Below are 26,874 nucleotides of genomic sequence, written 5' to 3' on the forward strand. Positions count from 1 at the left end.
CGAGCGCCCTCGCAACTCCGGCGTCCGCCCGTGCGCGGCCAGCAGAATCCCCGCTGCCGGTCGTCGTCTTTGCGTGTGTGTGGCTCCCGCAAAAGTGCCGGATTGACGAGATTTTGACGAGATTGTGCTTATCGTGATTTCTCCCAAGCCACTCGTCGTTTAATTGACGAGCCGGGCCGTGATCGGCAGCTGCTTGGCGAGTGTCGCGGGCGTTTCCAAGCTTTTGATTTTCCGGGTGTGGAGCGTGTCGCCAGGGACGAGCGGCACGACCGTTCGCCGCGAAATCGAACCGCTGGTCGACGGGTGGCAAGACGGGTAGCGAAGCGGCCTGACCTAGACTCAGGTGACCGGACGAGGGAGCACAGCATCATGTGCAGCTGGTTGGTAGATATTCGTATTCATGCTGCCGCGAAGGCATTTCCCGGCCCGGGAAAGCCGCCTTTGGCCGGGTGCGCGGAGGTAATGCCCGCGCCAAAGAAGTCCCTGTCCGCCAGCTCCGGGGCTGGCACCGCGAGAACCTTTCGCCGCTTGCGTCTTGCTTCTAATCGCTGTGGCCCGGTGAGAACAACACCGATGGGCTGGAGCGCGCGAATCCTTATGCAGAGGGGGTCAGCCAGCCATGTCTGACCACAGAAAGCCGATACGGGTGATGCTGATCGATTGCCGCCCGCTTGTTCTGATCGGTCTTCACGACCTGATCAATGCCAGGAAGCCACGCATGGAGGTCAGCGGCCAGGCCACGACCTACACCTATGCCCTGGACCTGGCCGACCAGCAACGCCCCGACGTGATCTTCTTCAGCTTCTTTCCCGATGCCCTGAACCCGCTGGAGGTGGTCGGCGAACTGACCCGCAGCGCGCAGATGAAAGTGCTGGTGCTCAAGGGGCTGTACGAGGCAGTCCCGGTCGCCCAGGCGATAGAGGCGGGGGCGCGGGGCATCGTGCTGGCGGAAGACCCGACCGAGTCGATCATCCAGGCGATCGTCAATGTCCACCATCGCGATATCGGCCTGGACCGCGCCTGGGCGGGTGGGCTTTCCGGCTACGCCGCCAGTGGGCATGTACCGCTCAAGTGCAACCACGAGCAGGCCAAGCAGGCGCGGCTGACGCTGCGCGAGCGCGAGCTGATCAGCGCCATCGTCGAGGACCCGTCAGCCAAGTACATGAGCATCGCCGAGCGCCTGGGCATCAGCGAACACACGGTGCATAACCACCTGAGCAACATCTACCAGAAGCTCAATCTGATCAACCGCATGGACCTGCTGATGTACGCGTTGAAGCACGGACTGGCGGGCAGCGAGGAGCCGCCGGAGTCCGCCTGGGTGGAGCTGGACCGGACGCAGCCGCCGGGCAATGGCTCTTCGCTCAGAGGCACTTGAAGCGACACCTGCCGGCACGAATGCCTGCTCTGTTCTCCCTGTCCTGAAAAAACGATGCGGGGGTGGTTTCCACACCACCCCCGCACCTTTCCCGCGTGCGAACTACGTGGCGCTGCCGTGCACGATATCGGTGTTGAGGATATCGACCCCGACCAGGGTGATGGTCGTCAGCTGCCCGCCGGTCTCGTGGATCGTCACGATACTGTTGGCGCCACTGTTGTCGATGCTCTGCACGGTCGACGTGGCGTCGCCATTGAGGACCAGCTTGTCACGCTGGCCCGTGGTGTCGAAGCCGGTGACCTGGTACTTGTTCTCGGTGCGCGCGAGGTCGATGTTGAAGGCCTCTTTCGTGCCGGTCACGCCTGTCAGCATGTAGTCGAAGGTTCCACCGGCGGTCTTGTTGGCGAACAGGTTGGCGCTGAAGGAGCTGGTCGCCGCGTCGCCGTCCTTGTCGGTCACCGTGGCGTTGAACGACAGCTTGACGTCACTGGCCAGGTTCTCGACCTGCTTGATGAACTGGATGGTCGGGACCTTGATCATGCCCTCGGCCATGGTCAGCTGGATGGCGTCGATCAGCTTGCCGGCGACGGTCTGCACGGTGAAGGATTTCTGCCCGCCGGACTCGTTCTGCAGGTTCGCCGCCAGCACCTTGATCGGTGCGCCGGAGGTCGTGCCGTCGTCGTAGTAGGCGACGTAGTACAGCGACTCCGACGTCGGGTCGTAGCCGCCCACCGAGTTGTCGATGAAGACCTTCACCGAGGTCAGCAGCGTCTGCGGGTTGGCGACGAAGCTGTCGTCACCGGCGGTAATGCCGGCACCACTGCCCTGCAGGACGTTGTTCTTCACACCGATGCCGGAGGTACTGACGTTGAGGGCCTTCTGGTCGTCGATGTAGGACGGCAGCGGATTGGTCTGCAACTGCGCCTCGGTGGGGTCGGTCAAGCCCAGGCCGATACCGGTGAGGATGCTGTTCGAGCCGGTCTGTGGTGCCAGCGCCTTGGCCGCGAAGAACACCACGGCGTCGGTGCCGATGGTCAGGGTCTGCACCGGGTCCGGGCCGCCGGCGCCGAGCTGGCCATTGGCGGTGCTCAATACCAGTGTCGAACTGAAGCCCTGCACCAGGTCCAGGGTGTAGGTACCGTCGGCCAGGGCCGTCAGCGTGTAGTCGACGCTGGTGTTGGCGGTGCTGGCGTTGTTGTCGAAGTCACCGGTGAGGGTGCCGGCGAAGTGGAAGGCGCCATTGGCATCCGGCGACGGTGACGTTTCGGTGAGTGTGCCGGTCCCGGTGGTGGTGGTGCCGTTGGGTCGAACCAGGGTGAACTGCCCGTTCGCCAGGACGATATCCAGGCCTGCCGCGCTGCTGCCGTCGGCACCGAAGGCATGGTCCCAGTAGCCGGTCTGGGCGATGGTGCTGCCGGTGCCGACGATGTTGCCGAAGGCCAGGGCTGGCCCGTCGTCGCGGAAGATCAGGTTCTGCCCGATGTTCAGGGTGGCCTGGGCGCTGTCGCCGTCCTTGTCGGTGATGGTCGCGGTGAGTTTCACCAGGCTGTCCGAGGTGAGCGTCCTGGTGTCATCCGGATCGCTGGCATTGGCGTGGACCACGGCGCGCATCTGGTCGAGGGTGACGTCGCCGTTGGTAGCTGCGCTGACGGTGAAGACCAGCACATTGCTGACGGCGGTGCGGCCCTCCACCACGCCGTTGTTGACCGACAGGTTGACTGCCTGCCCGGTGGCGGTGTCGACCAGCCCTGACGCTCCGGCGACCACGCTCAGGGCGTAAGTGAGGGTGCCGGCTCCGTCGGCGCCGAAGCCCGAACTGAAGTTGGCGGCAAAGTTCGCCGTGGCGTTGGTGGCCAGCACGGTTTCGTCCACCGTCAGGGTCGGCTCGCTGCCAGTGGTGCTGATGGTCGGCCCGTCGTCCTTGAAGATCAGGTTCTGGCCGATGTTGATCGTGGTCTGGGCGCTGTCGCCGTCGCCGTCAGTCTTGGTCGCGGTCAGGGTCACCAGGTTGTCCGAGGTAAGAGTCCGCGAGTCATCCGGGTCGCTGGTGTTGGCGTGGACGATGGCGCGTTGCTGGTCGAGGGTGACATCACCGTTGGCATTGACGCTGACGGTGAACACCAGGTCATTGCTGATGGCGCAGCGGCCTTCCACCACGGTGCCATTGAGCGAGAGCACCACCGACTGCCCGGTAGCGGTATCGGTGAGCCCGGAAGCTCCCGAGACGCAACCCAGGGTGTAGGTCAGGGTGCCGGCCCCGTCGGCGCCGAACGACGAGAGGAAGTTGGCGGAGAAGGCCTGCAGGGCGTTGGTGGTCAGGTCCGAGTCATCCACTGTCAGTACCGGTTCGGTGCCGGTGGGGCTGATGCTCGGGCCGGCATCCTTGAACACCAGGTTCTGGCCGATGTTGAGGGTGGCCTGGACGCTGTCGCCATCCTTGTCGGTCTTGGTTGCGGTGAGTTTCACCAGGTCGTCCGAGGTGAGGGTTCTGGAGTCGTCCGGATTGCTGGTGTCGGCGTGGACGATGGCGCGCTGCTGGTCGAGGGTGACGTCACCATTGGCGGCAACGCTCACCTTGAACACCAGCAGGTTGGTGGTGACCGTGCGGCCCTCCACCACGGCGCCGTTCATGGACAGGTTCACTGCCTCACCGGTGGCCGTGTCGGTCAGCCCGGAGCCTCCAGCGATCACGCTCAGCGCATAGGCCAGGGTGCCGGCTCCATCGGCGCCGAAGCCCGAGCTGAAGTTGCCGGCGAAGCTCTGGGTCGCGTCGACGGTCAGGTCGGACTCGTCCACCGTCAGGGTCGGCTCGGTGCCGGTGGTGCTGATGTTCGGGCCGTCGTCCTTGAACACCAGGTTCTGCCCGATGTTCAGCGTGGCCTGGACACTGTCACCGTCGCCGTCGGTCTTGGTCGCGGTGAGTTTCACCAGGTCGTCGGAGGTCAGGGTCCTGGAGTCATCCGGGTCGCTGGTGTTGGCGTGGACGATGGCCCGTTGCTGGTCGAGGGTGACGTCGCCATTGGCGGCCACGCTGAGGGTGAACACCAGCTGGTTGGTGGTAGCGGTGCGGCCTTCGACCACGGCGCCGTTCATCGACAGATTCACCGCTTCGCCGGTAGCCGTGTCGGTCAGCCCCGAAGCACCGGCGATCACGCTCAGTGCATAGGTCAGGGTACCGGCCCCGTCGGCTCCGAAGCCCGAGGTGAAGTTGGCGGCGAAGTTCTGCGTGGAGTTGGTCGCCAGCACCGATTCGTCCACCGTCATCACCGGCTCGACGCCGGTGGTGCTGATGTTCGGTCCGTCGTCCTTGAACACCAGGTTCTGCCCGATGTTCAGCGTGGCCTGGGTGCTGTCGCCGTCGCCGTCGGTCTTGGTCGCGGTCAGTTTCACCAGGTTGTCGGAGGTCAGGGTCCTGGAATCATCCGGATCGCTGGTGTTGGCGTGGACGATGGCGCGCTGCTGGTCGAGGGTAACGTCTCCATTGGCGGCGACGCTGACGGTAAACACCAGGTCGTTGCTGATGGCCGTGCGGCCTTCCACCACGGCGCCATTCATGGCCAGGTTCACGGCTTGTCCGGTGGCCGTATCGGTCAGCCCGGAGGCACCGGCAATCACGCTCAGCGCATAAGTCAGCGTGCCCGCGCCGTCGGCGCCGAAGCCCGAGGTGAAGTTGCCGGCGAAGTTAGCCGTGGCGTTGGTGGCCAGCACGGTTTCGTCCACCGTCATCACTGGCTCGACGCCGGTGGTGCTGATGTTCGGTCCGTCGTCCTTGAACACCAGGTTCTGCCCGATGTTCAGCGTGGCCTGGGCGCTGTCGCCGTCGCCGTCGGTCTTGGTCGCGGTAAGTTTCACCAGGTCGTCCGAGGTGAGGCTTCTGGAGTCGTCCGGGTTGCTGGTGTCGGCGTGGACGATGGCGCGCTGCTGGTCGAGGGTAACATCACCATTGGCGGCGACGCTGACGGTGAACACCAACTGGTTGGTGGTGGCGGTGCGTCCTTCGACCACGGCGCCATTCATCGACAGGTTCACCGCTTCGCCGGTAGCCGTGTCGGTCAGCCCCGACGCCCCTGCGATCACGCTCAGCGCGTAGGTGAGGGTACCGGCCCCGTCGGCACCGAAGGCCGAGGTGAAGTTGGCGGCGAAGTTCTGCGTGGAGTCGGTCGCCAGCACCGACTCGTCCACCGTCATCACCGGCTCGACGCCAGTGGTGCTGATGTTCGGGCCGTCGTCCTTGAACACCAGGTTCTGGCCGATGTTCAGCGTGGCCTGGGCGCTATCGCCGTCACCGTCGGTCTTGGTCGCGGTCAGTTTCACCAGGTCGTCGGAGGTCAGGGTCTTCGAGTCATCCGGATTGCTGGTGTTGGCGTGCACGATGGCGCGCTGCTGGTCCAGCGTCACGGTGCCGTTGGCGGCCACGCTGACGGTGAACACCAGGTCGTTGCTGATGGCCGTGCGGCCTTCCACCACGGCGCCGTTCATGGCCAGGTTCACGGCTTGTCCGGTGGCCGTGTCGACCAGCCCGGAGGCGCCGGCGATCACACTCAGCGCATAGGTCAGGGTGCCCGCGCCGTCGGCGCCGAAGGCCGAGGTGAAGTTCGCGGCGAAGCTCTGCGAGGCATCGGTGGTGAGGACGGACTCGTCCACCGTCAGCGTGGGTTCGGTGCCGGTGGTGCTGATGCTCGGGCCGTCGTCCTCGAAGATCATCTTCGAGCCGATTTCCGCCGTGGCGGTGGACACCTGCAGCAGCTTGAAGCCGCCGATGTCGAAGGCGGCGTGGTCATTTCCCTTGGCGCCGACCGCAGAGCCGTTCTCGACCAGCACGCGGTTGTGATCGGCTGTGGTGGTGTACTCGATCTTGTAGCCGGCCAGCACACCGGTGATGGTCGCCACGCCACCGGTGATGGTGATGGTGATGCCCGGATCGTTCACCGAGCCGTTGGAGTTCTCCAGCACCGCACCGGTGGTGCTGTTGAGAACGCGGACGTTGGTGATGGCGACCGTCGCGTCGCCGGCATAGCCGTCGATGAAGGCGTTACCCGCTTCGACCGCGGTGCTGAAGGCGCTGAGTTTGACGATGGCGCTCTTGCCGCTCTGCAGCTGCACGACGTCGAAGCTGGCGGTCTTGGCATTGAACATCTGGGTGAAGTCGATGTTGACTTCAACGTCCGCTTCGTTCTGGTCCAGGTTGGGGATGGTCACGTTCTGCCGGGCGCCGGTGACGAAGGTGAACCTTATGCCTTCCTGCTCGGTGATCATCTGGTTGTTGGTGCCGAAGGTGGTCGGGCCGCCGGCCTGGCTGGTGTTGATGGTGTCGCCGGTGGTGATGTTGGCGCCGGTGGACTGGTTGGCCGGGTCCCTGCCGGTGGCGATGATGGTCGGGTCGGTGATGCGGATCACCCCGTTGTCATTGACCGTCGTGGGCGTTTCCGTGGTGAACATCAGGAACAGGTTCTGCCCGGACGGCGCGTCGGCCAGGCTGAAGGTCAGGTCCTGGCTGGTGCCGATGAAGACCTTGTTCAGCAGGTCGAGAGCGTCGTCAGGATTGCTGGTGACCGGGTGTTTGAGCGGCTGGTACTCCACGGTCCAGATCTTGCCACCGCTGACCGGCGAGCCGGTTTCCTCGATGTAGGCGGCGAACACGATGGCGCCCGCGGGACCGCCGGCACGCCCGACCAGCACGTTGTTGTTGGTGACGTCGGTGTAGAGAAGGATGTCCTGCCCGGCGAGGGTATCCAGGCCGCTGTCCAGGCCGTTGAGCGGCGCGCCGTTGCTGCCGGTGAAGAGAATGTCGGTGATGGCTCCGCCGGGGGCGACGCTGATGGTGAAGGCGTTGCTGCCGGTGTTGCCGGCCGCGCCGGTATAGCCGCTCAGGGCGGCGCCCGAGGCAGTGCCGGCGCCCAGGGCCGTCAGGCGGGCGGTGAACGCGGCAGGCAGGGACGCGAGGAGGATATCGTTGTCATTGGCGTCGCCCGCCGGGCTCGGGGTGGCCGTGGCGTTCTGCAGGCCGGCGGTTTCGTCCAGCGAGACGGTCACGCCGGTTGCCGACACGACGGGGCCGGCGTCGGTAAAGGTGGCGGTCGCCGTGGCGCCGTCACTGGAAGCGGAGAGCAGGAATCTTGCCCCTGCCGAGTCGTCCGGGTCGACATACCAGGAAGTGGTGATGCTGCCGTTGACCTGGCCGTCCAGGTCGCCGGCGCCGCCGTCGGTCACGTACCAGGGATCGTGTCCGGCACCGGCACTGGTGTTGAGTACGTCATCCGGGGTACCCCAAGCGCCGTCGGCGCCGGGGCTGGTGGCGTGGTCCACCTCGATCTTCACGGTGCTGCCGGCGGTGAAGCCGCTGGCGGTGATGATGGCGGTGCTGCCGGGGGCATAGTCGTTCTGGTCGGTGGTAACGGAAGGGCTGTTGGTGTCATCTGCGGTGGGGCGCGTTGGCGACGCAATCTTCTTATGGAGGGTCATGATGTTCTCCCGGGCATTTCCATGCGTGGCGGCCAGACCTCGACTGCTGGCCTTTTACTGCTACATGCCACGACTATGGGGACGCCCCGGGGAATGCGCATCGGCCGATACTCCCAGGCGGGCTGGGAGTTTCGGACTAGGCGGGCAGGGCAGCGCAGGTGCTGCGCGGGTTGCAGGGCAGCGCTTGCCGACGAGAGGTAGAAGCGTCGGATTGATGCGGGAGACAGCGGCGAACAGCTGGTGATCGCCCATGAAAAAGCCCGCATCATGCGGGCTTCTCTGGTTCTGTTCGGTGCTTAGTGCTTGGGCGTGTCTTCCGGCAGCGCGAGCAGCTGCTTCTCGCGGTTCCAGTCGAAGGGTTCGCCGTTTTCTTCGGCTTCGAAGCGACGCTCGTCGAGCTGCTGGTACATCTGCAGTTCCTCGTCGGGCATGTAGTGCAGGCAGTCGCCACCGAAGAACCACAGCAGGTCACGCGGGATCAGGTGGGCGATCTGCGGGTAGCGGTGGAAGATCTGGCTGATCAGGTCCTGGCCCAGGTACTGGGCGCCTTCCGGATCGCGCGGCAGTTCCACCAGCAGTTCGTCGAAGCGCTCGAGGAACAGGCCGTGGTTGTCCTCGGGAACCTGCTCGGCTTCGCCCAGGGCGCCAAGGATCATGCGCAGGTGGTTGAGCAGGGCGATGTGGTGGTCGAGATAGGCGCTGGCCATGGGATTCCTCTGGAGCTGTGTGCAAACGGCCGGGGAGTATATCGGGTTTCGCCGCCGCTGCCGCCGGGGCGATCAGCGGAGCGGGCGCATCTGGATCTGCCGGCGCTGGTTGTCGATCTGCTGGCGCTGCTGGTCGAGCATGCGCTGTTGCTGGCGCAGCTGGTCCTGCTGCAATTCGTTCTTCTGCCGCTGGATCATCTGGTCGCTCTGCCGGCGCTGTTCGTTCCAGCGCTGCTGGTTGTCCTGCTGGCGCTGCAAATCCTGCTGCTGGCGCTGCAGGCGTTGGTCCTCGTAGTTCAGGCGCTGGCTGTCGAGCTGGTTCTGCCGCAGTTGCTGCTGGCGGCGCAGGCTGTCCTGCTGTTGCTGGATCGGGTCGATGACCGGGCTGGGCGCGGGCGCCGGACGCGGGCGGCTGGGGTAGAGCCAAGGGTCAGCGTAAGCGCTGCCGGCCAGCAGTATGAGCAGCAGGAAGATGGATCGACGCATGTGCGGTTCTCCATGGGTTGATGCCTTCAGTGTGCACCCGATAGCACGGGCCGGCATTGCTGTGCGTCGGAGAAAAAAGAGGCGCCCGAAGGCGCCCCGTGCGTGAAAGTCGCAACTCAGTCGGCCTTGCCGGCCAGTTCTTCTTTAGAGAAATCATCCACGTCGATCACGGCGCGACGGGCGCGTTCGGCGGCGTGCAGGGTCTCCGCTTCCGCGGCTTCCAGCACCCCGGCGTCGCGTGCGGCATCGATCGGCGACTGCCCCGGTTTGGGACTGACGCCGTGCTCCTTGAGCGCCTTGTGCAGCTTCTTCTGCAGGGGCGCCGCGGCAGCGAGCTGGTCGTAGGCGAAGGTGAGCTTGGCTACCGGATCATCTTCGCCAGTGGGCAGGTGCGCGCCGGCGAGGATCGCCTGTAGCGCCGGGTCGCTCAGCGGGCGGCCGAGGATGTGGGCGATCTCGGCATCCAGCGCGTCGCTCGGGCCACGGTGGCGACGGCCCAGCGGCAGCACCAGCACGCGCAGCAGGCAGGCGAAGGCGCGGTTGGGGAAGTTGTCGATCAGGTCGGCCAGCGCGGCTTCGGCCTTCTCCAGGTTTTCCTCCATGGCCCAGTGCAGCAGCGGGTGCAGGTAGTCCGGGTTGTCCAGGTCGTGGTAGCGCTTGAGCGCGGCAGAGCCCAGGTAGAGGTGGCTCAGCGCATCGCCCAGCCGCGCGGACAGGCGCTCGCGGCGCTTCAGCTCGCCGCCGAGCATCATCATGCTGAAGTCTGCGAGCAGGGCGAAGGACGCGGCCAGACGGTTCAGCGCGCGGTAGTACGGGCGGCTGATACGGTCGCCCGGTACCTGGTCGAAGCTGCCGAAGCCCAGGCCCAGCAGCAGGCTGCTGGCGGCGTTGCTGACGGCGAAGCCGATGTGGTTGAGCAGCAGTTCGTCGAACTCGCGCTCGGCCTGGTCCTGGTCCTCGCGGCGGGCCAGTTCCATTTCCTTGAGCACGTACGGATGGCACCGGATAGCGCCCTGGCCGAAGATCATCAGGTTGCGCGAGAGGATGTTGGCGCCCTCGACGGTGATGAAGATCGGCGCGGCTTGCCAGGAACGGCCCAGGTAGTTGTTCGGACCCATGATGATGCCCTTGCCGCCGTGGATGTCCATGGCGTGGGCGATGCACTCGCGACCGCGTTCGGTGAGGTGGTACTTGAGGATGGCGGAGAGCACCGAGGGTTTCTCGCCCAGGTCCACCGCGTTGGCGGTGAGGATGCGTGCGCTGTCCATCATCCAGGCGTTGCCGCCGATGCGGGCGAGGGCTTCCTGGATGCCTTCGAAGGCCGACAGTGGCACGTTGAACTGCTCGCGCACCTGGGCATAGCGGCCGCTGACGTAGCTGCCGGCCTTGGCGGCGCTGGTGCCCACCGCCGGCAGGGAGATCGAGCGGCCCACCGACAGGCAGTTCATCAGCATCATCCAGCCTTTGCCGATCATTTCCTGGCCGCCGATGATGTACTCCAGCGGCACGAACACGTCCTTGCCGGAGTTGGGGCCGTTCATGAAAGCGGCGCCCAGCGGTACGTGGCGGCGGCCGATCTGCACGCCGTCGGTGTCGGTGGGGATCAGCGCCAGGGTGATGCCCAGGTCTTCTTCCTCGCCCAGCAGGTGGTCCGGGTCATGGCACTTGAAGGCCAGGCCGAGGAGGGTGGCCACCGGGCCAAGGGTGATGTAGCGCTTCTCCCAGGTCAGGCGCAGGCCGATAACTTCCTCGCCTTCCCACTGGCCCTTGCAGACCACGCCGACGTCGGTCATGCCGCCGGCATCGGAGCCGGCCTGCGGGCTGGTCAGGGCGAAGCAGGGAATCTCGTCGCCAGTCGCCAGGCGCGGCAGGTAGCGCTGGCGCTGGGCGTCGGTGCCATAGTGCAGCAGCAGTTCGGCCGGGCCGAGGGAGTTGGGCACCATCACGGTGGAGGCGAGGTCGCCGCTGCGGGTGGCGAGTTTCATCACCACCTGGGAATGGGCGAAGGCGGAGAAACCCTTGCCGCCGTATTCCTTGGGAATGATCAGGCCGAAGAAGCCCTGGCTCTTGATGTAGGCCCAGGCTTCGGGCGGCAGGTCCATGGCCTTGCCGACCTCGTAGTCGTCGATCATCGCGCAGAGCTGCTCGGTGGGGCCGTCGACGAAGGCCTGTTCCTCTTCGGTCAATTGCGCCCTGGGATAGCCCAGCAGGGTGTGCCAGTCCGGGCGGCCGCTGAACAGCTGGCCATCCCACCAGACGGTGCCGGCCTCGATGGCCTCGCGTTCGGTCTCGGACATCGGCGGCAGGGTCTTCTTGAACCAGGCGAACAGCCGCGAGGTGAACAGGCTGCGGCGCAGGTCGGTGGCCAGAATGGTCACCGCGACCACGGCCCAGAGCAGCCACAACAGCACCATCCAGCCATGGGCGTGGCTGAACAGGCTCATCAGTGCGAGGTACACGGCGACGATGCCGAGTGCCTTCAGGGGCGCAGCGCGGCGGTGCGCGAGCCAGGCGACGCCGAGGATCAGGACGAGTAACCAGACGAGCAGCATGCGGATTCCTCCATGACAGCCAACCCGGCGACCGCAGGCCGTAGTGGGCTTGGTGACGAGAGTGCGCGAGCACAGCGGCAGGTATTCCCGGTGGGAGCCCCTCCACCATGCACCGGAAGCTTAGCTGGGCGAATCGGACCGATGGCCGCATGGCCGGACAGCTTGGCCGGATCGCCTTGTCGGTCAGGAGCCTGCGCTGGTTAGACTGGGGCCGACATCAAGGATGAAAAGCCCGGAGACAGCGCCATGCAGCAATACCTCAAGCCCAGCCGCTTCGTTGATAGTGACCACCCCGGGGTAATCGAGTTCGCTCTAAATCACCGGGGCGACGGCGGTACTCCGCTGGAGCAGGCGGTGGCCCTGTATTACGCGGTGCGCGACCAGATTCGCTACAACCCCTACGTGTTCAGCCGCGACCCGCAGACGCTCAAGGCCAGCCATGCGCTTGGGGCCGGGCAGTCCTACTGCGTGCCCAAGGCTACGTTGCTGGCGGCCTGTGCCCGGCATTGCGGCATCCCCGCGCGCATCGGCCTGGCTGACGTGAAGAACCACCTGGCCACGCCGCGCCTGCTGGAACTGCTGCGCAGCGAAGTGTTCGCCATGCACGGCTACACCGAACTGTTCCTCGAGGGCCGCTGGGTCAAGGCCACGCCGGCCTTCGACATCGGCCTGTGCGAAGCCTTCGGCGTGCTGCCGCTGGAGTTCGACGGGCGCAACGACAGCGTCTTCCACCCGTTCAACCGCGAAGGTGAACGGCACATGGAGTACCTGCGCGATCACGGCCAGTTCCCCGATGTGCCCGAGGAGTTCTTCTTCGGCTATCTCAAGCAGTGCTACCCGCACCTGTTCACCGGTGAGGATGCGCCGCTGGCCGGCGACATGCGCAGCGAGGCGGCAAGGCAGTAAAGCAATCGCCCATGAACGTAATCGCCATGAACGTAATCGATAGTAACCATCAGTACGTGTGTCTTTTTTCCTCGCGCCTTAGCCGGTAGGGTGCCGTCATCCGAAATCGCGTCCGTCGGGCGCGCGACCATCGAATGACGACAACAAGAGAGGCGCAGCATGCTCAAGATCTGGGGCCGGAAGAATTCCTCCAACGTGCGCAAGGCGCTCTGGTGCGCGGAAGAGGCCGGGCTGGCCTATGAACGGATCGACGCTGGCGGCGTTTTCGGCCTGGTCAACGACGAGCCCTACCGCTCGCTGAACCCCAACGGCGTGGTGCCGACCCTGGACGACGACGGCTTCGTGCTCTGGGAGTCCAACACCATCGTCCGCTACCTCGCCGCGCACTACGCCCCGGACCTGTACCCGCAGGACCTGCAACAACGCGCCAGCGCCGAAAAGTGGATGGACTGGACCACCTCATCCTTCGCCGCGCCGTTCCGCACCGTGTTCTGGGGTACCCTGCGCACCCCGCCGGAGCAGCGCGACGCCGTTGCCATCCAGGCCGCCATCGAGACCTGCGTGGGCCTGCTGGCGGTCCCCGAGGCGACGCTGGCGAAACAGCCGTACCTCACCGGCGAACAATTCGGCATGGGTGACATTCCGCTGGGCAGCTTCATCTATGCTTGGTTCGAAATGCCCATCGAGCGCCCGGCACAACCGCATCTCGAAGCCTGGTACGCGCGCCTGAAGGCCCGCCCGGCCTACCGTGCGGCAGTGATGACCGACCTGACCTGAATGCCTGCGCGTGCCCCGGAGGTTGCAATCCTCGCGGCGTACCCTTATCAAACAGGCCTTTTTTCCAAAGACATGCGTCTTTCCACCGACTTGCAACGGGAAAACCCATGAGTTCCGCGCTGTCCATCCGTCAACTGACGAAGACCTACGGCAACGGCTTCCAGGCCCTCAAGGGCATCGATCTGGACGTCGCCGAGGGCGATTTCTTTGCCTTGCTGGGCCCCAACGGCGCCGGCAAATCCACCACCATCGGCATCCTCTCCACCCTGGTGAACAAGACCAGCGGCACGGTCAACGTGTTCGGCCATGACCTGGACAAGGACCCGTACGGCCTCAAGCGCTGCCTCGGCGTGGTGCCCCAGGAATTCAACTTCAACCAGTTCGAGAAGGTGTTCGACATCGTCGTCACCCAGGCCGGCTACTACGGCATCCCGATGAGCGTGGCCAAGGGCCGCGCCGAGAAGTACCTGACCCAGCTGGGCCTGTGGGACAAGCGCAACTCCGCCTCCCGCGAGCTCTCCGGCGGCATGAAGCGCCGCCTGATGATCGCCCGCGCGCTGGTGCATGAGCCGCGCCTGCTGATCCTCGACGAACCCACCGCGGGCGTGGATATCGAGCTGCGCCGCTCGATGTGGAACTTCCTCACCGAGCTCAACCAGGAAGGCATCAGCATCATCCTCACCACGCACTACCTGGAGGAGGCCGAGCAGCTGTGCCGCAACATCGCGATCATCGACCACGGCACCATCGTGGAGAACACCAGCATGCGCAAGCTGCTGAACAAGCTGCATGTGGAGACCTTCTACCTCGACCTGCAAGGCACCCTGAGCGAGGCGCCGAAGCTGGATGGCTACCCGGTGCGGCTGGTGGATGACCACACGCTGGAGGTGCAGGTGGACAAGTCGCTGGGCATCAACGGGCTGTTCGTCCAGCTCAATGCCCAGGGCCTGCAGGTGCTGAGCCTGCGCAACAAGAGCAACCGCCTGGAGGAACTGTTCGTGTCGCTGGTGGAGAAGAATCTGTCGAAGGTGGCGGTATGAGTCACGAACTGCGCGCCAACTGGGTCGCCCTCAACACCATCGTCTACCGCGAAGTCCGCCGCTTCCTGCGCATCTGGCCGCAGACCCTGCTGCCGCCGGCGATCACCATGGTTCTGTACTTCGTCATCTTCGGCAACCTGATCGGCCGGCAGATCGGCGACATGGGTGGCTTCACCTACATGCAGTACATCGTGCCGGGGCTGATCATGATGTCGGTGATCACCAACTCCTACGGCAACGTGGTGTCGAGCTTCTTCGGCAGCAAGTTCCAGCGCAACATCGAGGAGCTGCTGGTCTCGCCGGTGTCGCCGCACACCATCCTCCTCGGCTTCGTCTGCGGCGGCGTCCTGCGCGGGCTGGCGGTGGGTGTGATCGTCACCATCCTGTCGCTGTTCTTCACCGACCTGCAGATCCACCACCTGGGCATTACCGTGCTGGTCGTGGTGCTGACCGCCGGAATCTTCTCCATGGGCGGCTTCGTCAACGCCGTGTTCGCGCGCAACTTCGACGACATCTCCATCGTCCCGACCTTCGTGCTGACGCCGCTGACCTACCTGGGCGGGGTGTTCTACTCGATCACGCTGCTGCCGCCGTTCTGGCAGACCGTGTCGCTGGCCAACCCGATCCTGCACATGGTCAACGCCTTCCGCTACGGCATTCTCGGCGTGTCCGACATCCGCATCGGCACGGCGGTGGTCTTCATGCTGGTGGCGACCGTGCTGCTCTACATCTTCTGCGTGCGCCTGCTGGTGAGTGGGCGCGGCATGCGGCAGTGAGCAGCGTGTTGCGCTGATGAAAAAGGCCCCGGTTGGGGCCTTTTGCTTTTCTGTTTTTCGTAGGGCGGACCTGCCAACGCCGGAATTTATGTTCGCGAGCAAGCTTGCTTCTACGAAAAGCGTTATTGCGGGAATTCGATGACGAAGCGTGTCCACCCCTGCGCCGACTCGCAGCGAATCTCCCCGCCATGGGCGCGGACGATGGAGCGGCAGATCGCCAGCCCCAACCCGGCATGTTCGCCCTGGCCTTCGCGGCGGGCCGGGTCGGCGCGGTAGAAACGGTCGAACAGGCGTGGCAGACGCTCGGCGGGAATCTCCCGTCCCGGGTTCTCCACGCTCAGGCGGCCCGGCTCCAGGCGCACGCGAATCTGCCCGCCATCCGGGGTGAAGCGCAGGGCGTTGTCCAGCAGGTTGGCCAGCACCCGGCGCAGCAGTGCCCGGTCGCCCTGTACCGACAGCTCGCCGTCGCGCTCCAGGCGGATGGACTTCTCCTCGGCCAGCGGCCCGTAGAACTCCAGCAGTTCGTCTACCTCACCGGCCAGCGCCAGTGGCTGGCTGCTGGGGGCAAGCAGGCCGTGGTCGGCCTTGGCCAGGAACAGCATGTCGTTGACCATCGCGGTGAGCCGTTCCAGCTCCTCCAGGTTGCCATGCAGCGCCTCGCGATAGTCCTCCAGGCTGCGCGTGCGCGACAGCACCACCTGGGTCTGGGTCAGTAGCCCGGTCAGCGGCGTGCGCAGCTCGTGGGCGATGTCGGCGGAGAACGCCGACAGACGCTGGAAGGCCTCTTCCAGGCGCGCCAGCATGGCGTTCAGCTCGCCGGCCAGACCGCGCAGTTCCTGCGGCATCTGCCCGGCGTCCAGGCGGGTGGTCAGCGAGTGCGCGCTGACCTGCGCCGCCACCTCGCTCATGCGTCGCAACGGGCGCAGGCTGGCGCGGGCGGCCCAGGCGCCGAGCAGGGCGGTCGCCAAGGCGGAGAGGCCCATGGTCATCCAGATCAGCCGTTGCATGCGCTGCAGGAAGTGCTGGTGGTGGGTGATGTCGAGGATCAGCGTCAGCTGCGCGCCGTCGCGCTGCTCGGCGTCCAGCGGGGCCTGCAGTTCGCGGAAGGACTGCTCCTCGCCGGTGGCCATGTTCATCGCCGGGCGTTGCTCGAACCAGGTGGCGCCGTCCGCGCCCTGCAGGCGCAGGCCGAGGTCGGGGTGGCGACGCAGTTCGCGGCGCAGTTCGGCGGTGTGCGGTGCCAGCTGCTGCGGGCCGCCAACATCGCCCAGTACGTCGCGGAAGATCGCCAGCTTGCCGGCCATCAACTGGTGGTCGAGTTCGATGAAGTGCGCTTCGCTGGCGCGGCTGAAGATGATCCCGGCCAGCAGCGACACGGCAGCGGTACAGGCGGCGAACAGCAGGCTCAGGCGCAGACCGAGGGACAGGCGCGCACTCATGCTTCGCGCTCTTCCAGCACGTAGCCCATGCCGCGCACGGTGTGGATCAGGCGCTGCGGGAAGTCGTCGTCGACCTTGGCGCGCAGACGGCGGATGGCGACTTCGATGACGTTGGTGTCGCTGTCGAAATTCATGTCCCACACCTGGGAGGCGATCAGCGACTTGGGCAGTACCTCGCCGCTGCGGCGCAGCAGCAACTCCAGCAGGGCAAACTCCTTGGCGGTCAGGTCGATGCGCTTGCCGGCGCGCTGCACGCGGCGGCGCAGCAGGTCCAGTTCGAGGTCGGCCAGTTGTAGGGTGGTTTCCTGGATCTGCTGGCCGCCACGGCGCAGCAGCGTGCGCACGCGGGCCAGCAGTTCGACGAAGGCGAAGGGTTTCACCAGGTAGTCGTCGGCGCCCAGTTCCAGGCCGCGCACGCGGTCTTCCACGGCATCGCGGGCGGTGAGGAACAGCACGGGCACGGCGCTGCCGGTCTGGCGCAGCGCCTGGAGGATCTGCCAGCCGTCGCGGCCGGGCAGCATCACATCGAGGATCAGCAGGTCATGCTCGCCAGCCAGGGCCAGTTGCAGGCCTTCGTCGCCGTCGGCGGTCAGGTCGACGGCGAAGCCGGCCTCGCTCAGGCCCTGCTGCAGGTACTGGCCGATGCGCGGTTCGTCTTCGACGATGAGAAGTTTCATCCGGGTATCCCTTGTGGCGCTCGGGGCGCAGCTGTCATCAGGGTAATGGGGCGGTCAGCGAACTGACAGTGTCGGCGTTGCAGACTGGCGCTGTGTTCATTTTCCAGCGCCATCGAGGAGCCCGCCATGCACCTGATCATCTCCACGCTGTTTGCCGTGCTGTTCTTCCCCGCCACGCCAGCCTGGGCTGACGGGGGAGGGGATATCACCTTCCAGCGTATGCAGGAGCAGGCCGCGACGGTGCGCCAGGCCTGCTGAATCCGATTCATCGTGCTGCCCCTTGCCCGCCCTCTGGCGGGCTTTTTTTCGCCCTCTTTATACCTCGCGCCAGGCAGGCGAGCGCCAAGCTGACAGAGTTGTAATCTTCCCGACAGCTAGTCCTCAGCCGCAGACAGCGAGCATGGCCACAGACCCTGAAGGAGAGTCGCCATGTCCCTGCGTCATCTGCTCCAAGCTTCCATCCTCGGCCTCGCCGCCGCCATCAGCCTGCCGGTCCTGGCCGATGCCGGGCACGCCTACGACTTCGGCCAGCCGGCCAAGGCCACCCAGGCCACCCGCACCGTGCAGATCAAGCTGGGCGAGATGTTCTTCGAGCCCGAAAGCATCGACGTGAAGCCGGGCGAGACTGTGCGCTTCGTCATCCACAACACCGGCAGCCTGCTGCACGAATTCAACCTGGGCAGCGCGGCCATGCACGCCGGCCACCAGAAGGAAATGCAGCAGATGATGGATTCCGGGATGCTCACCCCCACCGGCATGCAGCACGACATGAGCCGGATGGACCACAGCAAGATGGGCCATGGCGATAAGCCGATGGGCCAGATGATGAAGCACGACGACCCCAACAGCGTGCTGGTGGAGCCGGGCAAGACCGCCGAGCTGACCTGGACCTTCAGCAAGGCCACCAGCCTGGAGTTCGCCTGCAACATTCCGGGGCACTACCAGGCCGGCATGGTCGGCAAACTGACCGTCAGGCCCTGAGTGGGAGCGCCGTGATGATCCGCGCAAGGGAGTGGGCTCTGGGGGCGTTGCTGCTGGCACCGTTGGTGGTGCAGGCGGGCGTGTATGACCTGACGATTGGCGAGGGCGAGCTGAAGCTGTCCGACGGCGCCCGCAAGGCGCTCACGGTGAATGGCCGCACGCCTGCGCCGGAGCTGCGCTTCAAGGAGGGCGAGGACGTCGAGCTGCGCGTCACCAACACCCTCGACCGCGACACCTCGCTGCACTGGCACGGGCTGATCCTGCCCTACACCCAGGATGGCGTGCCGGGCATCAGCTTCCCCGGCATCAAGCCTGGCGAGACCTTCACCTACCGCTTCACGGTGAGGCAGTCCGGCACCTACTGGTACCACGCCCACAGCGACTTCCAGGAGATCGAGGGACTCTACGGCCCGCTGGTGATCGAGCCGAAGGCGCGCGAGCCATACCGCTACGACCGCGAGTTCACCCTGCTGCTGGCCGACTGGCACGACACCCGCCCGGAAACCGTGTTCGCCAACCTGAAGAAACAGAGCGACTACTACAACCGCAACCAGCGCACCCTCGGCGACTTCATCGCCGACTCCAGCGCCAAGGGCTTCATGGCGACCCTGCGCGACCGCCTGGACTGGGGCGGCATGCGCATGACGCCGACGGACATCGCCGACATCGCCGGCTTCCGCTTCCTGGTCAACGGCCAGGACAGCGAGCAGAACTGGACCGGCCTGTTCAAGCCCGGCGAACGGGTGCGGCTGCGCATCATCAACGGCTCGGGCATGAGCTACTTCGACCTGCGCATTCCCGGCCTGAAGATGACCGTGGTGCAGGCCGACGGCAACGACGTGCAGCCGGTGACGGTGGACGAACTGCGCATCGCCGTGGCCGAGACCTACGATGTGATAGTCCAGCCGCAGGAGGATCGCGCCTACACCTTCTTCGCCGAGGCCATGGACCGCAGCGGCTACGCCCGCGCCACCCTGACCCCGCGCGCCGGGTTGCAGGCCGAGGTGCCGGCGCTGCGCGAGCGGCCACTGCTGACCATGGCCGACATGGGCATGAGCCACGAGGGCATGGACCATGGCGGGATGGCGATGGCTGGCCCTGAGGCCGCGGATATGTCCGGCATGGATCATTCCAGCATGGCCGGCATGGACCACTCGCAGATGACGGGCATGGATCACTCGGCCATGGCCGCGCCGAAGTCCGACTACGCACCGGGCAGCGGGCTGACGCCGCAGCCGGCCGAGCCGGGCAATCGTCTGCTGGTCTATGCGGACCTCAAGGCCATGCGCCCCTATGCCGACTACCGGGCGCCGGACCGCACCATCGAGTTCCGCCTGACCGGCAACATGGAGCGCTACTTCTGGTCCATCGACGGCAAGAAGTACTCCGAGGCCGAGCCGATCCGCCTGACCTACGGCGAGCGGGTGCGCATCCGCTTCGTCAACGACACCATGATGACTCACCCCATGCACCTGCACGGCATGTGGATGCAACTGGACAAGGGCAACGGTCGCTTCAACCCGCTCAAGCACGTGGTCAGCGTGGCGCCGGGCAGCACCCTGGACGTCGACGTGCCCGCCGATGCGCTGGGCGAATGGGCCTTCCACTGCCACCTGATCTACCACATGGCCGCCGGCATGATGCGCAAGGTCATAGTCGAGCCGGCTCCCGCCAGCGCCAGCCTCTGAGGAACCGCCATGAAACGCATAGCAACGGTGGCCTGCGCGGCGACCCTGGGCCTGGCCTTGCCCGCCGAAAGTGCCGAGATGGACGACATGCCCATGGGCTCGCTGCTGATCCAGCGCCTGGAAAGCCGCTTCCACGGCAACGACCAGGCGCTGGGCTGGGAAGCCCAGGGCTGGTACGGCACCGATTACCAGAAGCTGCGCCTGAAACTGGAAGGCGAGCGCGACGCCGGCGGCCCGACCACCGACAACGAAGTGCAGCTGCTCTACCAGCGCATGGTCGCGGACTTCTGGGACTGGCAGGTGGGCGTGCGCCACGACGACCAGCCGGGACCGTCGCGCAGTTATGCGGTACTGGGTATCCAGGGCCTGGCGCCGCAGTGGTTCGAGGTGGACGCCAACCTGTTCCTCAGCGAGCGTGGGGATCCATCCCTGCGCCTGGAAACCGAGTACGAACTGCTGCTGACCCAGCGGCTGATCCTCGAACCCTCGCTGGAATACAACCTGGCGCTGGCCGATGACCGCGACATCGGCGTGGGCGCCGGTGGCAGCGAACTGGAGGCTGGCCTGCGCCTGCGCTACGAAGTGCGCCGGGAGTTCGCGCCGTACTTCGGCTACGTCTGGAGCAAGACCTACGGCCGCAGCGGCGACCTCGCCCGCGCGGAGGGCGAGGACGACGAGGAGGGGTACTGGGTCGCCGGTGTGCGCATGTGGTTCTGATTGGCTCTACGCCATCCTACAAAGGCATACGCCTTACACGCCTAAGTGCCCGGTTTGTCCGCCGCCTGCTGAAAGGGCCGGCGGATTTGTATACACTCGCCGCCTCGCGCCACCACCCGCATCGCCGATCCAGCAGGTCATCCCCATGCAGCATCCCGCCGAACACTCGCCCCTGGGCAAATCCAGCGAATACGTCTCCACCTACGCGCCGGAGCTGCTGTTCCCGATCTCCCGCACCACCAAGTGGGCGGAGCTGGGCCTGACCGCTCAGACCCTGCCGTACCAGGGCGTGGACCTGTGGAATTGCTACGAGTTGTCCTGGCTCACCGCATCGGGCAAGCCGGTGGTGGCCATCGGCGAATTCGCGATTCCGGCGCAGTCGCCGAACATCATCGAGTCCAAGTCCTTCAAGCTTTACCTCAACTCGCTGAACCAGACCGCCTTCGACAACGCCGAGGCCGTGCGGGCGGTGATGGAGCGCGACCTGTCCGCTGCTGCTGGCGCACCGGTGGGCGTGCGTGTGCGTGGGTTGGACGAAGTGGCGGGCGAGGGCGTGGCCGTCATCGAGGGCACCTGTGTCGACGACCTGGACATCGCGGTGGCGAGCTATGACCACCCGCGCCCGGAGCTGCTGCGCTGCGATGACACCCGCCGTGTCGACGAAGTGCTCTACAGCCACCTGCTCAAATCCAACTGCCCGGTCACCGGTCAGCCGGACTGGGGCACGTTGGTCGTGGAATACAGCGGTCCGGTGCTGGATGCCGCGAGCCTGCTGGCCTATGTCGTGTCCTTCCGCCAGCACCAGGACTTCCACGAGCAGTGCGTCGAGCGCATCTACCTCGACCTGCAGCGCCTGCTGCAACCGACCCGCCTGACCGTCTATGCGCGCTACGTGCGTCGTGGCGGGCTGGACATCAACCCCTATCGCAGCAGCGAAGCGGTGCAGCCGGACAATCGCCGGCTGGTGCGCCAGTAACGCTCGGCGCGCCTGTAAAACGCGGATACGAAAAACCCGGCCTTGGCCGGGTTTTTCACGTCGGGAGCGTCTGTCAGGGGCAATTAGATCCCCATGTTCGCCAGGCTCTGCACGATGGAGCGCAGCGTGCCGGCCAGCGTCGGATGGCTCGCCTCGAAGCGCTCCACGGCCAGGTTGACGTTGTCCATCAGGGTCTCGTCGGCCAGCGCCTCTTCGTTGGCCAGCTGCATCTCGATGTCCTTGATCAGGGCTTGCAGTGATTCGCGCTCTTCCGCGTTCAGCGGCGGCTGACGTTCCAGCTGGTCGCGCAGGGCCTGGAGTTCTTCCTGGAGGCGTTGTGTCGGCATGGTGGTGTCCTTCTGCGGTACGTACCCAAAGATGGACCTCGCCCGGCGGGGAAAAGGTCCATCGCCATGCCTTTGAGCTTAACTCGCCGCGCGCACCCTTGCCTGATGCCGATCAATTCGCAGGAGTCGTTCGAGCAGTGGGAAGAAGTGCTCCAGCTCCGGTGTGCGCATGGCCGGGTCCTTGCCCAGGTCATCCAGCCGGCGCAGGGTCAGCGCGTCCTGGGAGAAAGGCGCGTTGAGGAAGGCGCTGGAGCCGCGCTCATCGAACGGTCCACCCTGCAGCGCCAGGCTCTGCCGCGAAGCCCAGGACAGGCCGGCGTGGTAGGCCGGGTCGACCGCGCAGAGGTAGCGCTTGGCGGCCACGTGCAGGCGAATCGGCTGCCAGACGGATTCGGGCAGCAGTTCGCGCAGCAGTTGGGCGCCGAACTCCTCGTGGCGCTGGTCCTGTTCGTCGATCAACTGCGGGTCTTCATAGAGGTGGCCGATGTCGTGGAGCAGGGCGGCGATCACCAGGCTGTCGGAGCAACCGGCGCGCTCGGCCAGGGTGGCGCACTGGAGTGCGTGCTCGGCCTGGCTGACAGCTTCGCCATAAGGCTCGGCGCCGTGGCTGGCGAAGCGCTCGGCCAGCTCGTCGAGGAAACGGTGGCGTTCGTGCTTCATGGCTTTTCTCCTTTCAGGCGGCGGCCGGCGATGTCCTGCAGGCAGGAATCCAGCTCGCCCAGGTGATCGATGACCGAATGCACGCCGAGGCGGTACAGGCCCAGCGTTGCCTGCGCGCGCAGGCGGTCGCGGTCGAGGTTGCCGAGGGCGTCCCAGTCCCCCGGTGCGTGGCCGCAAAGAGGCCCGCTGGCGGCCAGGCCTATGGTCCACAGGCCGGCGTTGAGCCCCGCCTGGAGCAGGCGCGGCTGGCCGCTGACCAGCACGCAGCCGTCCAGGTGCGGGCTGTCCAGCTGCATCAGCGCCTGCCAGCAGGAGTCCGGTGCGGGCCATTGGCGCCCGGCGATGTCCAGGCCGGTGGCGAGGCGATCATCCAGGGCAGCGGCCAGGTGCAGCGTGGTGGCGTTGGGCAGCTCATCGAGCCAGGCGCAGGGCACGCCGCGCTGGTGCAACGTCTGCAGGGCGTCCAGGGCGCCGGGAGTGGCCTCGGCGTGGGCCTGGGCGGCGTCGTCCAGGGCGGCCTGGAAGCGGTTGCGCTCCTGCGGCTCGGCGCAGCGGCCCAGGGCAAGGTCCAGCGCATCCTGCGGGGGCAGGGCGAGGGCACTGGTCAGGCGCTCCGGCGGACAATCGGGGCAGGTGCGTTGCAGGGCAACCGGCAGCGTCCTTGCGCCGAAGTCCACCAGGTCGCCCGACAGTCCGAACAGCAGGGAGGTGAAGCGCGGAAGGTCGGCGGTCGCAGGCATGGTGGGCTTTTCTGATAATTGGTCTAGGCCAGACTAGCGGGCCAATGTGACGGTCCGATGAAGTCCGGCGCCATGTCGCTATAATCGCCGCGCCTTTTTGCGGAAGACGCCCATGCCGGTCGAACCCACGCCTCATTACCTGCGCATCCGTGACCAGCTGGCGCAGGACATCGCCAATGCCACCCTGAGCCAGCGCCTGCCCGCCGAGCGCGAGTTGGCCGAGCGCTTCGGCTGCACCCGCGTGACCCTGCGCGAGGCGCTGCAGCAACTGGAGACCGAGGGCGTGCTGTACCGCGAGAACCGCCGCGGCTGGTTCGTCTCGCCACCGCGCATCCGCTACAACCCGACTCGCACCACGGGCTTCATGGATTACGTCGAGGCCCAGGGCCGCGTACCGCGCACCGAGGTCCTGGCCGCCGAGCGCCGCGCCGCCGGGCCGGCCCTGGCGCGCCGCATGGGGCTGGACGAAGAGGCCGAGGTATTCCACATACTGCGCCGCCGCTGGGTTGACGAGCGGCCGGTGATGCTCGAGGAAATCACCCTGGACGCCTGCTGGTGCCCCGGCCTGCTCGATCACGGGCTGGATACCTCGCTCACCCGCGTGCTGCGCGAGGAGCTGGGGTTGAGCCTGTCGCGCTCCGAGCTGGCCATGCACTCCACGGCGTTGGTGGAGGCGCGGGCGACGCCGCTGCAATTGACGCCGGGCTCGCCGGGGCTCTACGTGGAACGCGCCAGCTATGTCGAGGGCGGCAGGCTGGTGGAGTGGGACCAGGAGTTCTGGCGTTCCGATGCGCTGGAAATTGTCATCGACGCACGGTATCCCGACTGAAGTGGCACTATGCTTTCAACTGCAAGCAAGCGAAACGGCACCCCACGCCCCTGAATCGAAATCCTGCGAGTTCGGTCCGGGTCTGCAAAACCGTTGCGCCTCTATATAATCTGCCCGCATAGCGGGGCCGCCATGGCTGGCCCGATTCACATTCACTGGAGAATTCCCGATGCGCCCACTAGGCGTCCAATGGACGAAACGCTGCTTCAGCCTGCTCGCCGCCGCCGGCCTGGCCACCATTCCCTTCCTGGCGCAAGCCGCCAGCGAAGACGACCCGTGGGAAAGCATCAACCGTCCGATCTTCACCTTCAACGACACCCTGGACACCTACGCCCTCAAGCCGCTGGCCCAGGGTTACCAGTACGTCACCCCGAACGTCGTGCAGGATGGCGTGCACAACTTCTTCGGCAACATCGGTGACGTGAAGAACCTGGTCAACGACCTGCTGCAGTTGAAGTTCCGCGATGCCGGCGTCGACACCAGCCGCCTGCTGTTCAACACCACCTTCGGCCTGGCCGGCTTCATCGACGTGGCCACCCACATGGGCCTGCGCCGCAACGACGAAGACTTCGGCCAGACCCTCGGCCATTACGGCGTGGGCAGCGGCCCCTACGTGATGCTGCCGCTGCTCGGCCCGAGCACGCTGCGCGATGCGCCTTCGCTGATCCCGGACTCCTACACCGGACCTTATCCGTACATCGACAACGTGCCGGTTCGTAACAGCATGCGTGCCGTGGACGTGGTCGACACCCGTGCCGACCTGCTCAAGTCCGAGAAGCTGATCAGCGGCGACAAGTACACCTTCATCCGCAACGCCTACCTGCAGAACCGCGAGTTCAAGGTCAAGGACGGCGAGGTCGAAGACGACTTCTGATCGGCCTTGCACGCAGGTCCCTCCTGTCCTCCAGCCCGCGCCATTCGTGGTGCGGGCGGCGCCTGCTTGAACCCTTGAGCGGATGGGAGTAGTGTCTGCGCCTTGTCGCGACCGACCCGCGCCGCTGTTCCCTAGAATGAGCGCCAAACCACAACCCCGGCGCCGTTTGCCTGGATGACCCATGCACAAAGCCAGTGCCTCGCTGCTGATTATCGATGACGACGACGTCGTCCGCGAAAGCCTCGCCGCCTACCTGGAAGACAGCGGATTCAAGGTCACACAGGCCACCAACGGCCTGGAAGGCCTGAAAGTCTTCGAACACGAACTCCCCGATCTGGTGATCTGCGATCTGCGCATGCCGCAGATGGACGGCCTCGAGCTGATCCGTCGCGTCAGCGAGATGGCGGTGGAAACCCCGGTGATCGTGCTGTCCGGTGCCGGCGTCATGAGCGACGCCGTCGAGGCCCTGCGCCTGGGCGCCGCCGACTACCTGATCAAGCCGCTGGAAGACCTCGCCGTCCTGGAGCACTCGGTTCGCCGTGCTCTGGATCGCGCCTACCTGCGCTCGGAAAACCGCCGCTACCGCGAAAAGCTGGAAACAGCCAATCGTGAGCTGCAGGCCAGCCTGAACCTGCTCCAGGAAGACCAGAACGCCGGTCGCCAGGTGCAGATGAACATGCTGCCGGAGACGCCGTGGGAATCCGAGGGCCTGGCCTTCTCCCACCAGATCATCCCGTCGCTGTATCTGTCGGGCGATTTCGTCGACTACTTCCGCGTGGACGCCCGTCGCATCGGCTTCTACCTGGCCGACGTTTCCGGCCATGGTGCTTCGTCGGCCTTCGTCACCGTGCTGCTGAAGTTCATGACCACGCGGCTGCTGTACGAGTCCAAGCGCAACGACATGTTGCCGGAGTTCAAGCCGTCGGACGTTCTCGGCCATATCAACCGCGGGTTGATCAACTGCAACCTGGGCAAGCACGTGACCATGCTGGGTGGCGTGATCGACCTGGATACCGACCGTCTGACCTACAGCATCGGCGGTCACCTGCCGCTGCCTGTGCTTTATGTCGACGGCGAAGCCCGCTACCTGGAAGGCCGTGGCCTGCCGGTGGGGCTGTTCGACGAAGCGACTTACGAGGATCATGTCCTCGATCTACCCAAGTCCTTCAGCCTTTCCCTGTTCTCGGACGGCATTCTCGACGTCCTTCCGGGAGCTACGCTGAAGGAAAAGGAGACGGCCCTGCCCGAACAGGTCGTCGCCGCCGGCGGAACCCTCGATGGCCTGCGTCAAGTCTTCGGACTGGCCAAGTTGTCCGAGATGCCGGATGATATTGCCTTGCTGGTGTTGAGCAGGAACCTTGCATGAGTACCGGTAAAATCCAGTTCGCCGAGCAGGATGGCTCATTTGTCCTGAAGTTTGTGGGCGAAGTCCGACTGACCCTGTGTTCGGCGCTGGATGCCACCATTGAAAAAATTTTCGCCGCGTTGAATTTCTCGGCGATCATCATCGATCTCACGGAAACCCAGAGCATCGACAGCACCACGCTGGGCCTCCTGGCGAAGCTGTCCATTCTCTCGCGGCAGAAGGTCGGTCTGTTGCCCACGCTGGTCACCACCAACGCGGACATTACCCGGCTGCTGCAATCGATGGGCTTCGATCAGGTGTTCAACATCGTCGATCGCCCGATCCCGTGCTCGGATTGCCTGACCGATCTGCCTCCCCAGGACCAGTCCGAGGAGGTGGTGCGCGGCAAGGTGCTCGAAGCCCACCGTATCCTGATGGGCCTGAACGAGACCAACCGCGAGGCCTTCCATGATCTGGTGAGCGCACTCGAGCGCCACTGATTCGATGAGCTCCAATG

General features: G+C 65.6%; 23 protein-coding genes. 14 read left to right on the forward strand and 9 right to left on the reverse strand.

The features are described 5' to 3' along the window. Positions 1-619 precede the first annotated feature (619 nt). Positions 620-1,378, forward strand: a complete 759-nt coding sequence (locus IB255_RS25365; RefSeq protein ID WP_081518613.1) for a LuxR C-terminal-related transcriptional regulator — start codon at positions 620-622, stop codon at positions 1,376-1,378. A gap of 102 nt (positions 1,379-1,480) precedes the next feature. On the opposite strand, the gene IB255_RS25370 is transcribed toward IB255_RS25365, so the two are convergent. The 4 genes from IB255_RS25370 to IB255_RS25385 form a co-directional block, all read right to left on the reverse strand. Further along, a complete protein-coding gene (locus IB255_RS25370) occupies positions 1,481-7,840 on the reverse strand; it encodes a DUF5801 repeats-in-toxin domain-containing protein (RefSeq protein ID WP_225595018.1) in 6,360 nt (2,119 codons plus the stop codon). 296 nt (positions 7,841-8,136) lie between these two features. Continuing rightward, complete coding sequence (locus IB255_RS25375) at positions 8,137-8,547, reverse strand: PA2817 family protein (protein WP_045208986.1); 411 nt, start codon at positions 8,545-8,547, stop codon at positions 8,137-8,139. A 72-nt stretch (positions 8,548-8,619) separates the two neighbouring features. Next, on the reverse strand, positions 8,620-9,033 hold the full coding sequence (locus IB255_RS25380; RefSeq protein WP_081518612.1) for a PA2816 family glutamine-rich protein: 414 nt from the start codon (positions 9,031-9,033) through the stop codon (positions 8,620-8,622). 116 nt (positions 9,034-9,149) lie between these two features. Further along, positions 9,150-11,585, reverse strand: a complete 2,436-nt coding sequence (locus IB255_RS25385; RefSeq protein WP_081518611.1) for an acyl-CoA dehydrogenase — start codon at positions 11,583-11,585, stop codon at positions 9,150-9,152. Positions 11,586-11,831: 246 nt separating this feature from the next. On the opposite strand from IB255_RS25385, the gene IB255_RS25390 reads away from it, so the two are divergent. The 4 genes from IB255_RS25390 (at position 11,832) to IB255_RS25405 (ending at position 15,084) form a co-directional block, all read left to right on the forward strand. Next, the gene (locus IB255_RS25390) at positions 11,832-12,491 is read left to right on the forward strand and encodes a transglutaminase-like domain-containing protein (protein WP_081518610.1); all 660 of its coding nucleotides are present in this window, start codon (positions 11,832-11,834) and stop codon (positions 12,489-12,491) included. A gap of 159 nt (positions 12,492-12,650) precedes the next feature. Further along, entirely contained in the window at positions 12,651-13,268 is a 618-nt protein-coding gene (locus IB255_RS25395) for a glutathione S-transferase (protein ID WP_081518609.1), read from the forward strand. 107 nt (positions 13,269-13,375) lie between these two features. Continuing rightward, positions 13,376-14,308 carry an ABC transporter ATP-binding protein gene (locus IB255_RS25400; RefSeq protein WP_045208997.1) on the forward strand — a complete coding sequence of 311 codons (933 nt, stop codon included), beginning with the start codon at positions 13,376-13,378 and terminating at the stop codon, positions 14,306-14,308. After that, positions 14,305-15,084 (forward strand): ABC transporter permease, encoded by a 780-nt coding sequence (locus IB255_RS25405; RefSeq protein ID WP_081518608.1) that lies wholly within the window; start codon positions 14,305-14,307, stop codon positions 15,082-15,084. Before IB255_RS25400 ends, IB255_RS25405 begins: the two co-directional genes overlap by 4 nt. Before the next feature lie 122 nt (positions 15,085-15,206). Here IB255_RS25405 and IB255_RS25410 read toward each other — a convergent pair whose 3' ends face one another. Together IB255_RS25410 and IB255_RS25415 are read right to left on the reverse strand one after the other, a co-directional pair. Next, positions 15,207-16,523 carry a heavy metal sensor histidine kinase gene (locus IB255_RS25410; RefSeq protein ID WP_081518607.1) on the reverse strand — a complete coding sequence of 439 codons (1,317 nt, stop codon included), beginning with the start codon at positions 16,521-16,523 and terminating at the stop codon, positions 15,207-15,209. Further along, positions 16,520-17,200, reverse strand: coding sequence for a heavy metal response regulator transcription factor (locus IB255_RS25415; protein ID WP_081518606.1), 681 nt, complete (start codon positions 17,198-17,200; stop codon positions 16,520-16,522). Before IB255_RS25415 ends, IB255_RS25410 begins: the two co-directional genes overlap by 4 nt. A 126-nt stretch (positions 17,201-17,326) precedes the next feature. Here IB255_RS25415 and IB255_RS30960 point away from each other — a divergent pair, with 126 nt between their 5' ends. The 5 genes from IB255_RS30960 to queF all read left to right on the forward strand — a co-directional run bounded on the left by IB255_RS30960 (position 17,327) and on the right by queF (position 21,562). Next, positions 17,327-17,458 carry a co-regulatory protein PtrA N-terminal domain-containing protein gene (locus tag IB255_RS30960; protein WP_263866059.1) on the forward strand — a complete coding sequence of 44 codons (132 nt, stop codon included), beginning with the start codon at positions 17,327-17,329 and terminating at the stop codon, positions 17,456-17,458. Positions 17,459-17,629: 171 nt separating this feature from the next. Then, positions 17,630-18,181, forward strand: a complete 552-nt coding sequence (locus IB255_RS25420) for a plastocyanin/azurin family copper-binding protein (protein WP_081518605.1) — start codon at positions 17,630-17,632, stop codon at positions 18,179-18,181. Between the two features lie 14 nt (positions 18,182-18,195). Further along, positions 18,196-19,869 (forward strand): copper resistance system multicopper oxidase, encoded by a 1,674-nt coding sequence (locus IB255_RS25425; protein WP_081518604.1) that lies wholly within the window; start codon positions 18,196-18,198, stop codon positions 19,867-19,869. 9 nt (positions 19,870-19,878) lie between these two features. Then, complete coding sequence (locus IB255_RS25430; RefSeq protein WP_081518603.1) at positions 19,879-20,586, forward strand: copper resistance protein B; 708 nt, start codon at positions 19,879-19,881, stop codon at positions 20,584-20,586. A gap of 145 nt (positions 20,587-20,731) precedes the next feature. Beyond that, entirely contained in the window at positions 20,732-21,562 is an 831-nt protein-coding gene (gene queF / locus IB255_RS25435) for an NADPH-dependent 7-cyano-7-deazaguanine reductase QueF (RefSeq protein ID WP_081518602.1), read from the forward strand. A gap of 83 nt (positions 21,563-21,645) precedes the next feature. On the opposite strand, the gene IB255_RS25440 is transcribed toward queF, so the two are convergent. The 3 genes from IB255_RS25440 to IB255_RS25450 all read right to left on the reverse strand — a co-directional run bounded on the left by IB255_RS25440 (position 21,646) and on the right by IB255_RS25450 (position 23,309). Then, positions 21,646-21,909, reverse strand: a complete 264-nt coding sequence (locus IB255_RS25440; RefSeq protein ID WP_081518601.1) for a DUF4404 family protein — start codon at positions 21,907-21,909, stop codon at positions 21,646-21,648. A 78-nt stretch (positions 21,910-21,987) separates the two neighbouring features. After that, positions 21,988-22,569 carry a phosphonate degradation HD-domain oxygenase gene (locus IB255_RS25445; protein WP_081518600.1) on the reverse strand — a complete coding sequence of 194 codons (582 nt, stop codon included), beginning with the start codon at positions 22,567-22,569 and terminating at the stop codon, positions 21,988-21,990. Beyond that, entirely contained in the window at positions 22,566-23,309 is a 744-nt protein-coding gene (locus IB255_RS25450) for a phosphatase (protein WP_081518599.1), read from the reverse strand. The genes IB255_RS25445 and IB255_RS25450 overlap by 4 nt, the downstream gene beginning before the upstream one ends. A gap of 112 nt (positions 23,310-23,421) precedes the next feature. Between IB255_RS25450 and IB255_RS25455 the strand changes: the two genes are divergently transcribed. From IB255_RS25455 to rssC, 4 genes are all read left to right on the forward strand, one after another. Next, positions 23,422-24,138 carry a UTRA domain-containing protein gene (locus tag IB255_RS25455; RefSeq protein ID WP_081518598.1) on the forward strand — a complete coding sequence of 239 codons (717 nt, stop codon included), beginning with the start codon at positions 23,422-23,424 and terminating at the stop codon, positions 24,136-24,138. Positions 24,139-24,307: 169 nt separating this feature from the next. After that, positions 24,308-25,012, forward strand: coding sequence for a VacJ family lipoprotein (locus IB255_RS25460; RefSeq protein WP_081518597.1), 705 nt, complete (start codon positions 24,308-24,310; stop codon positions 25,010-25,012). A 181-nt stretch (positions 25,013-25,193) separates the two neighbouring features. Next, the gene (gene rssB, locus IB255_RS25465) at positions 25,194-26,378 is read left to right on the forward strand and encodes a two-component system response regulator RssB (protein ID WP_081518596.1); all 1,185 of its coding nucleotides are present in this window, start codon (positions 25,194-25,196) and stop codon (positions 26,376-26,378) included. Next, positions 26,375-26,857 carry an anti-sigma factor antagonist RssC gene (gene rssC / locus IB255_RS25470; protein WP_017517513.1) on the forward strand — a complete coding sequence of 161 codons (483 nt, stop codon included), beginning with the start codon at positions 26,375-26,377 and terminating at the stop codon, positions 26,855-26,857. The genes rssB and rssC overlap by 4 nt, the downstream gene beginning before the upstream one ends. Positions 26,858-26,874 lie beyond the last annotated feature (17 nt).

Source organism: Pseudomonas sp. PDM22 (assembly GCF_014851965.1).
GTDB lineage: Bacteria > Pseudomonadota > Gammaproteobacteria > Pseudomonadales > Pseudomonadaceae > Pseudomonas.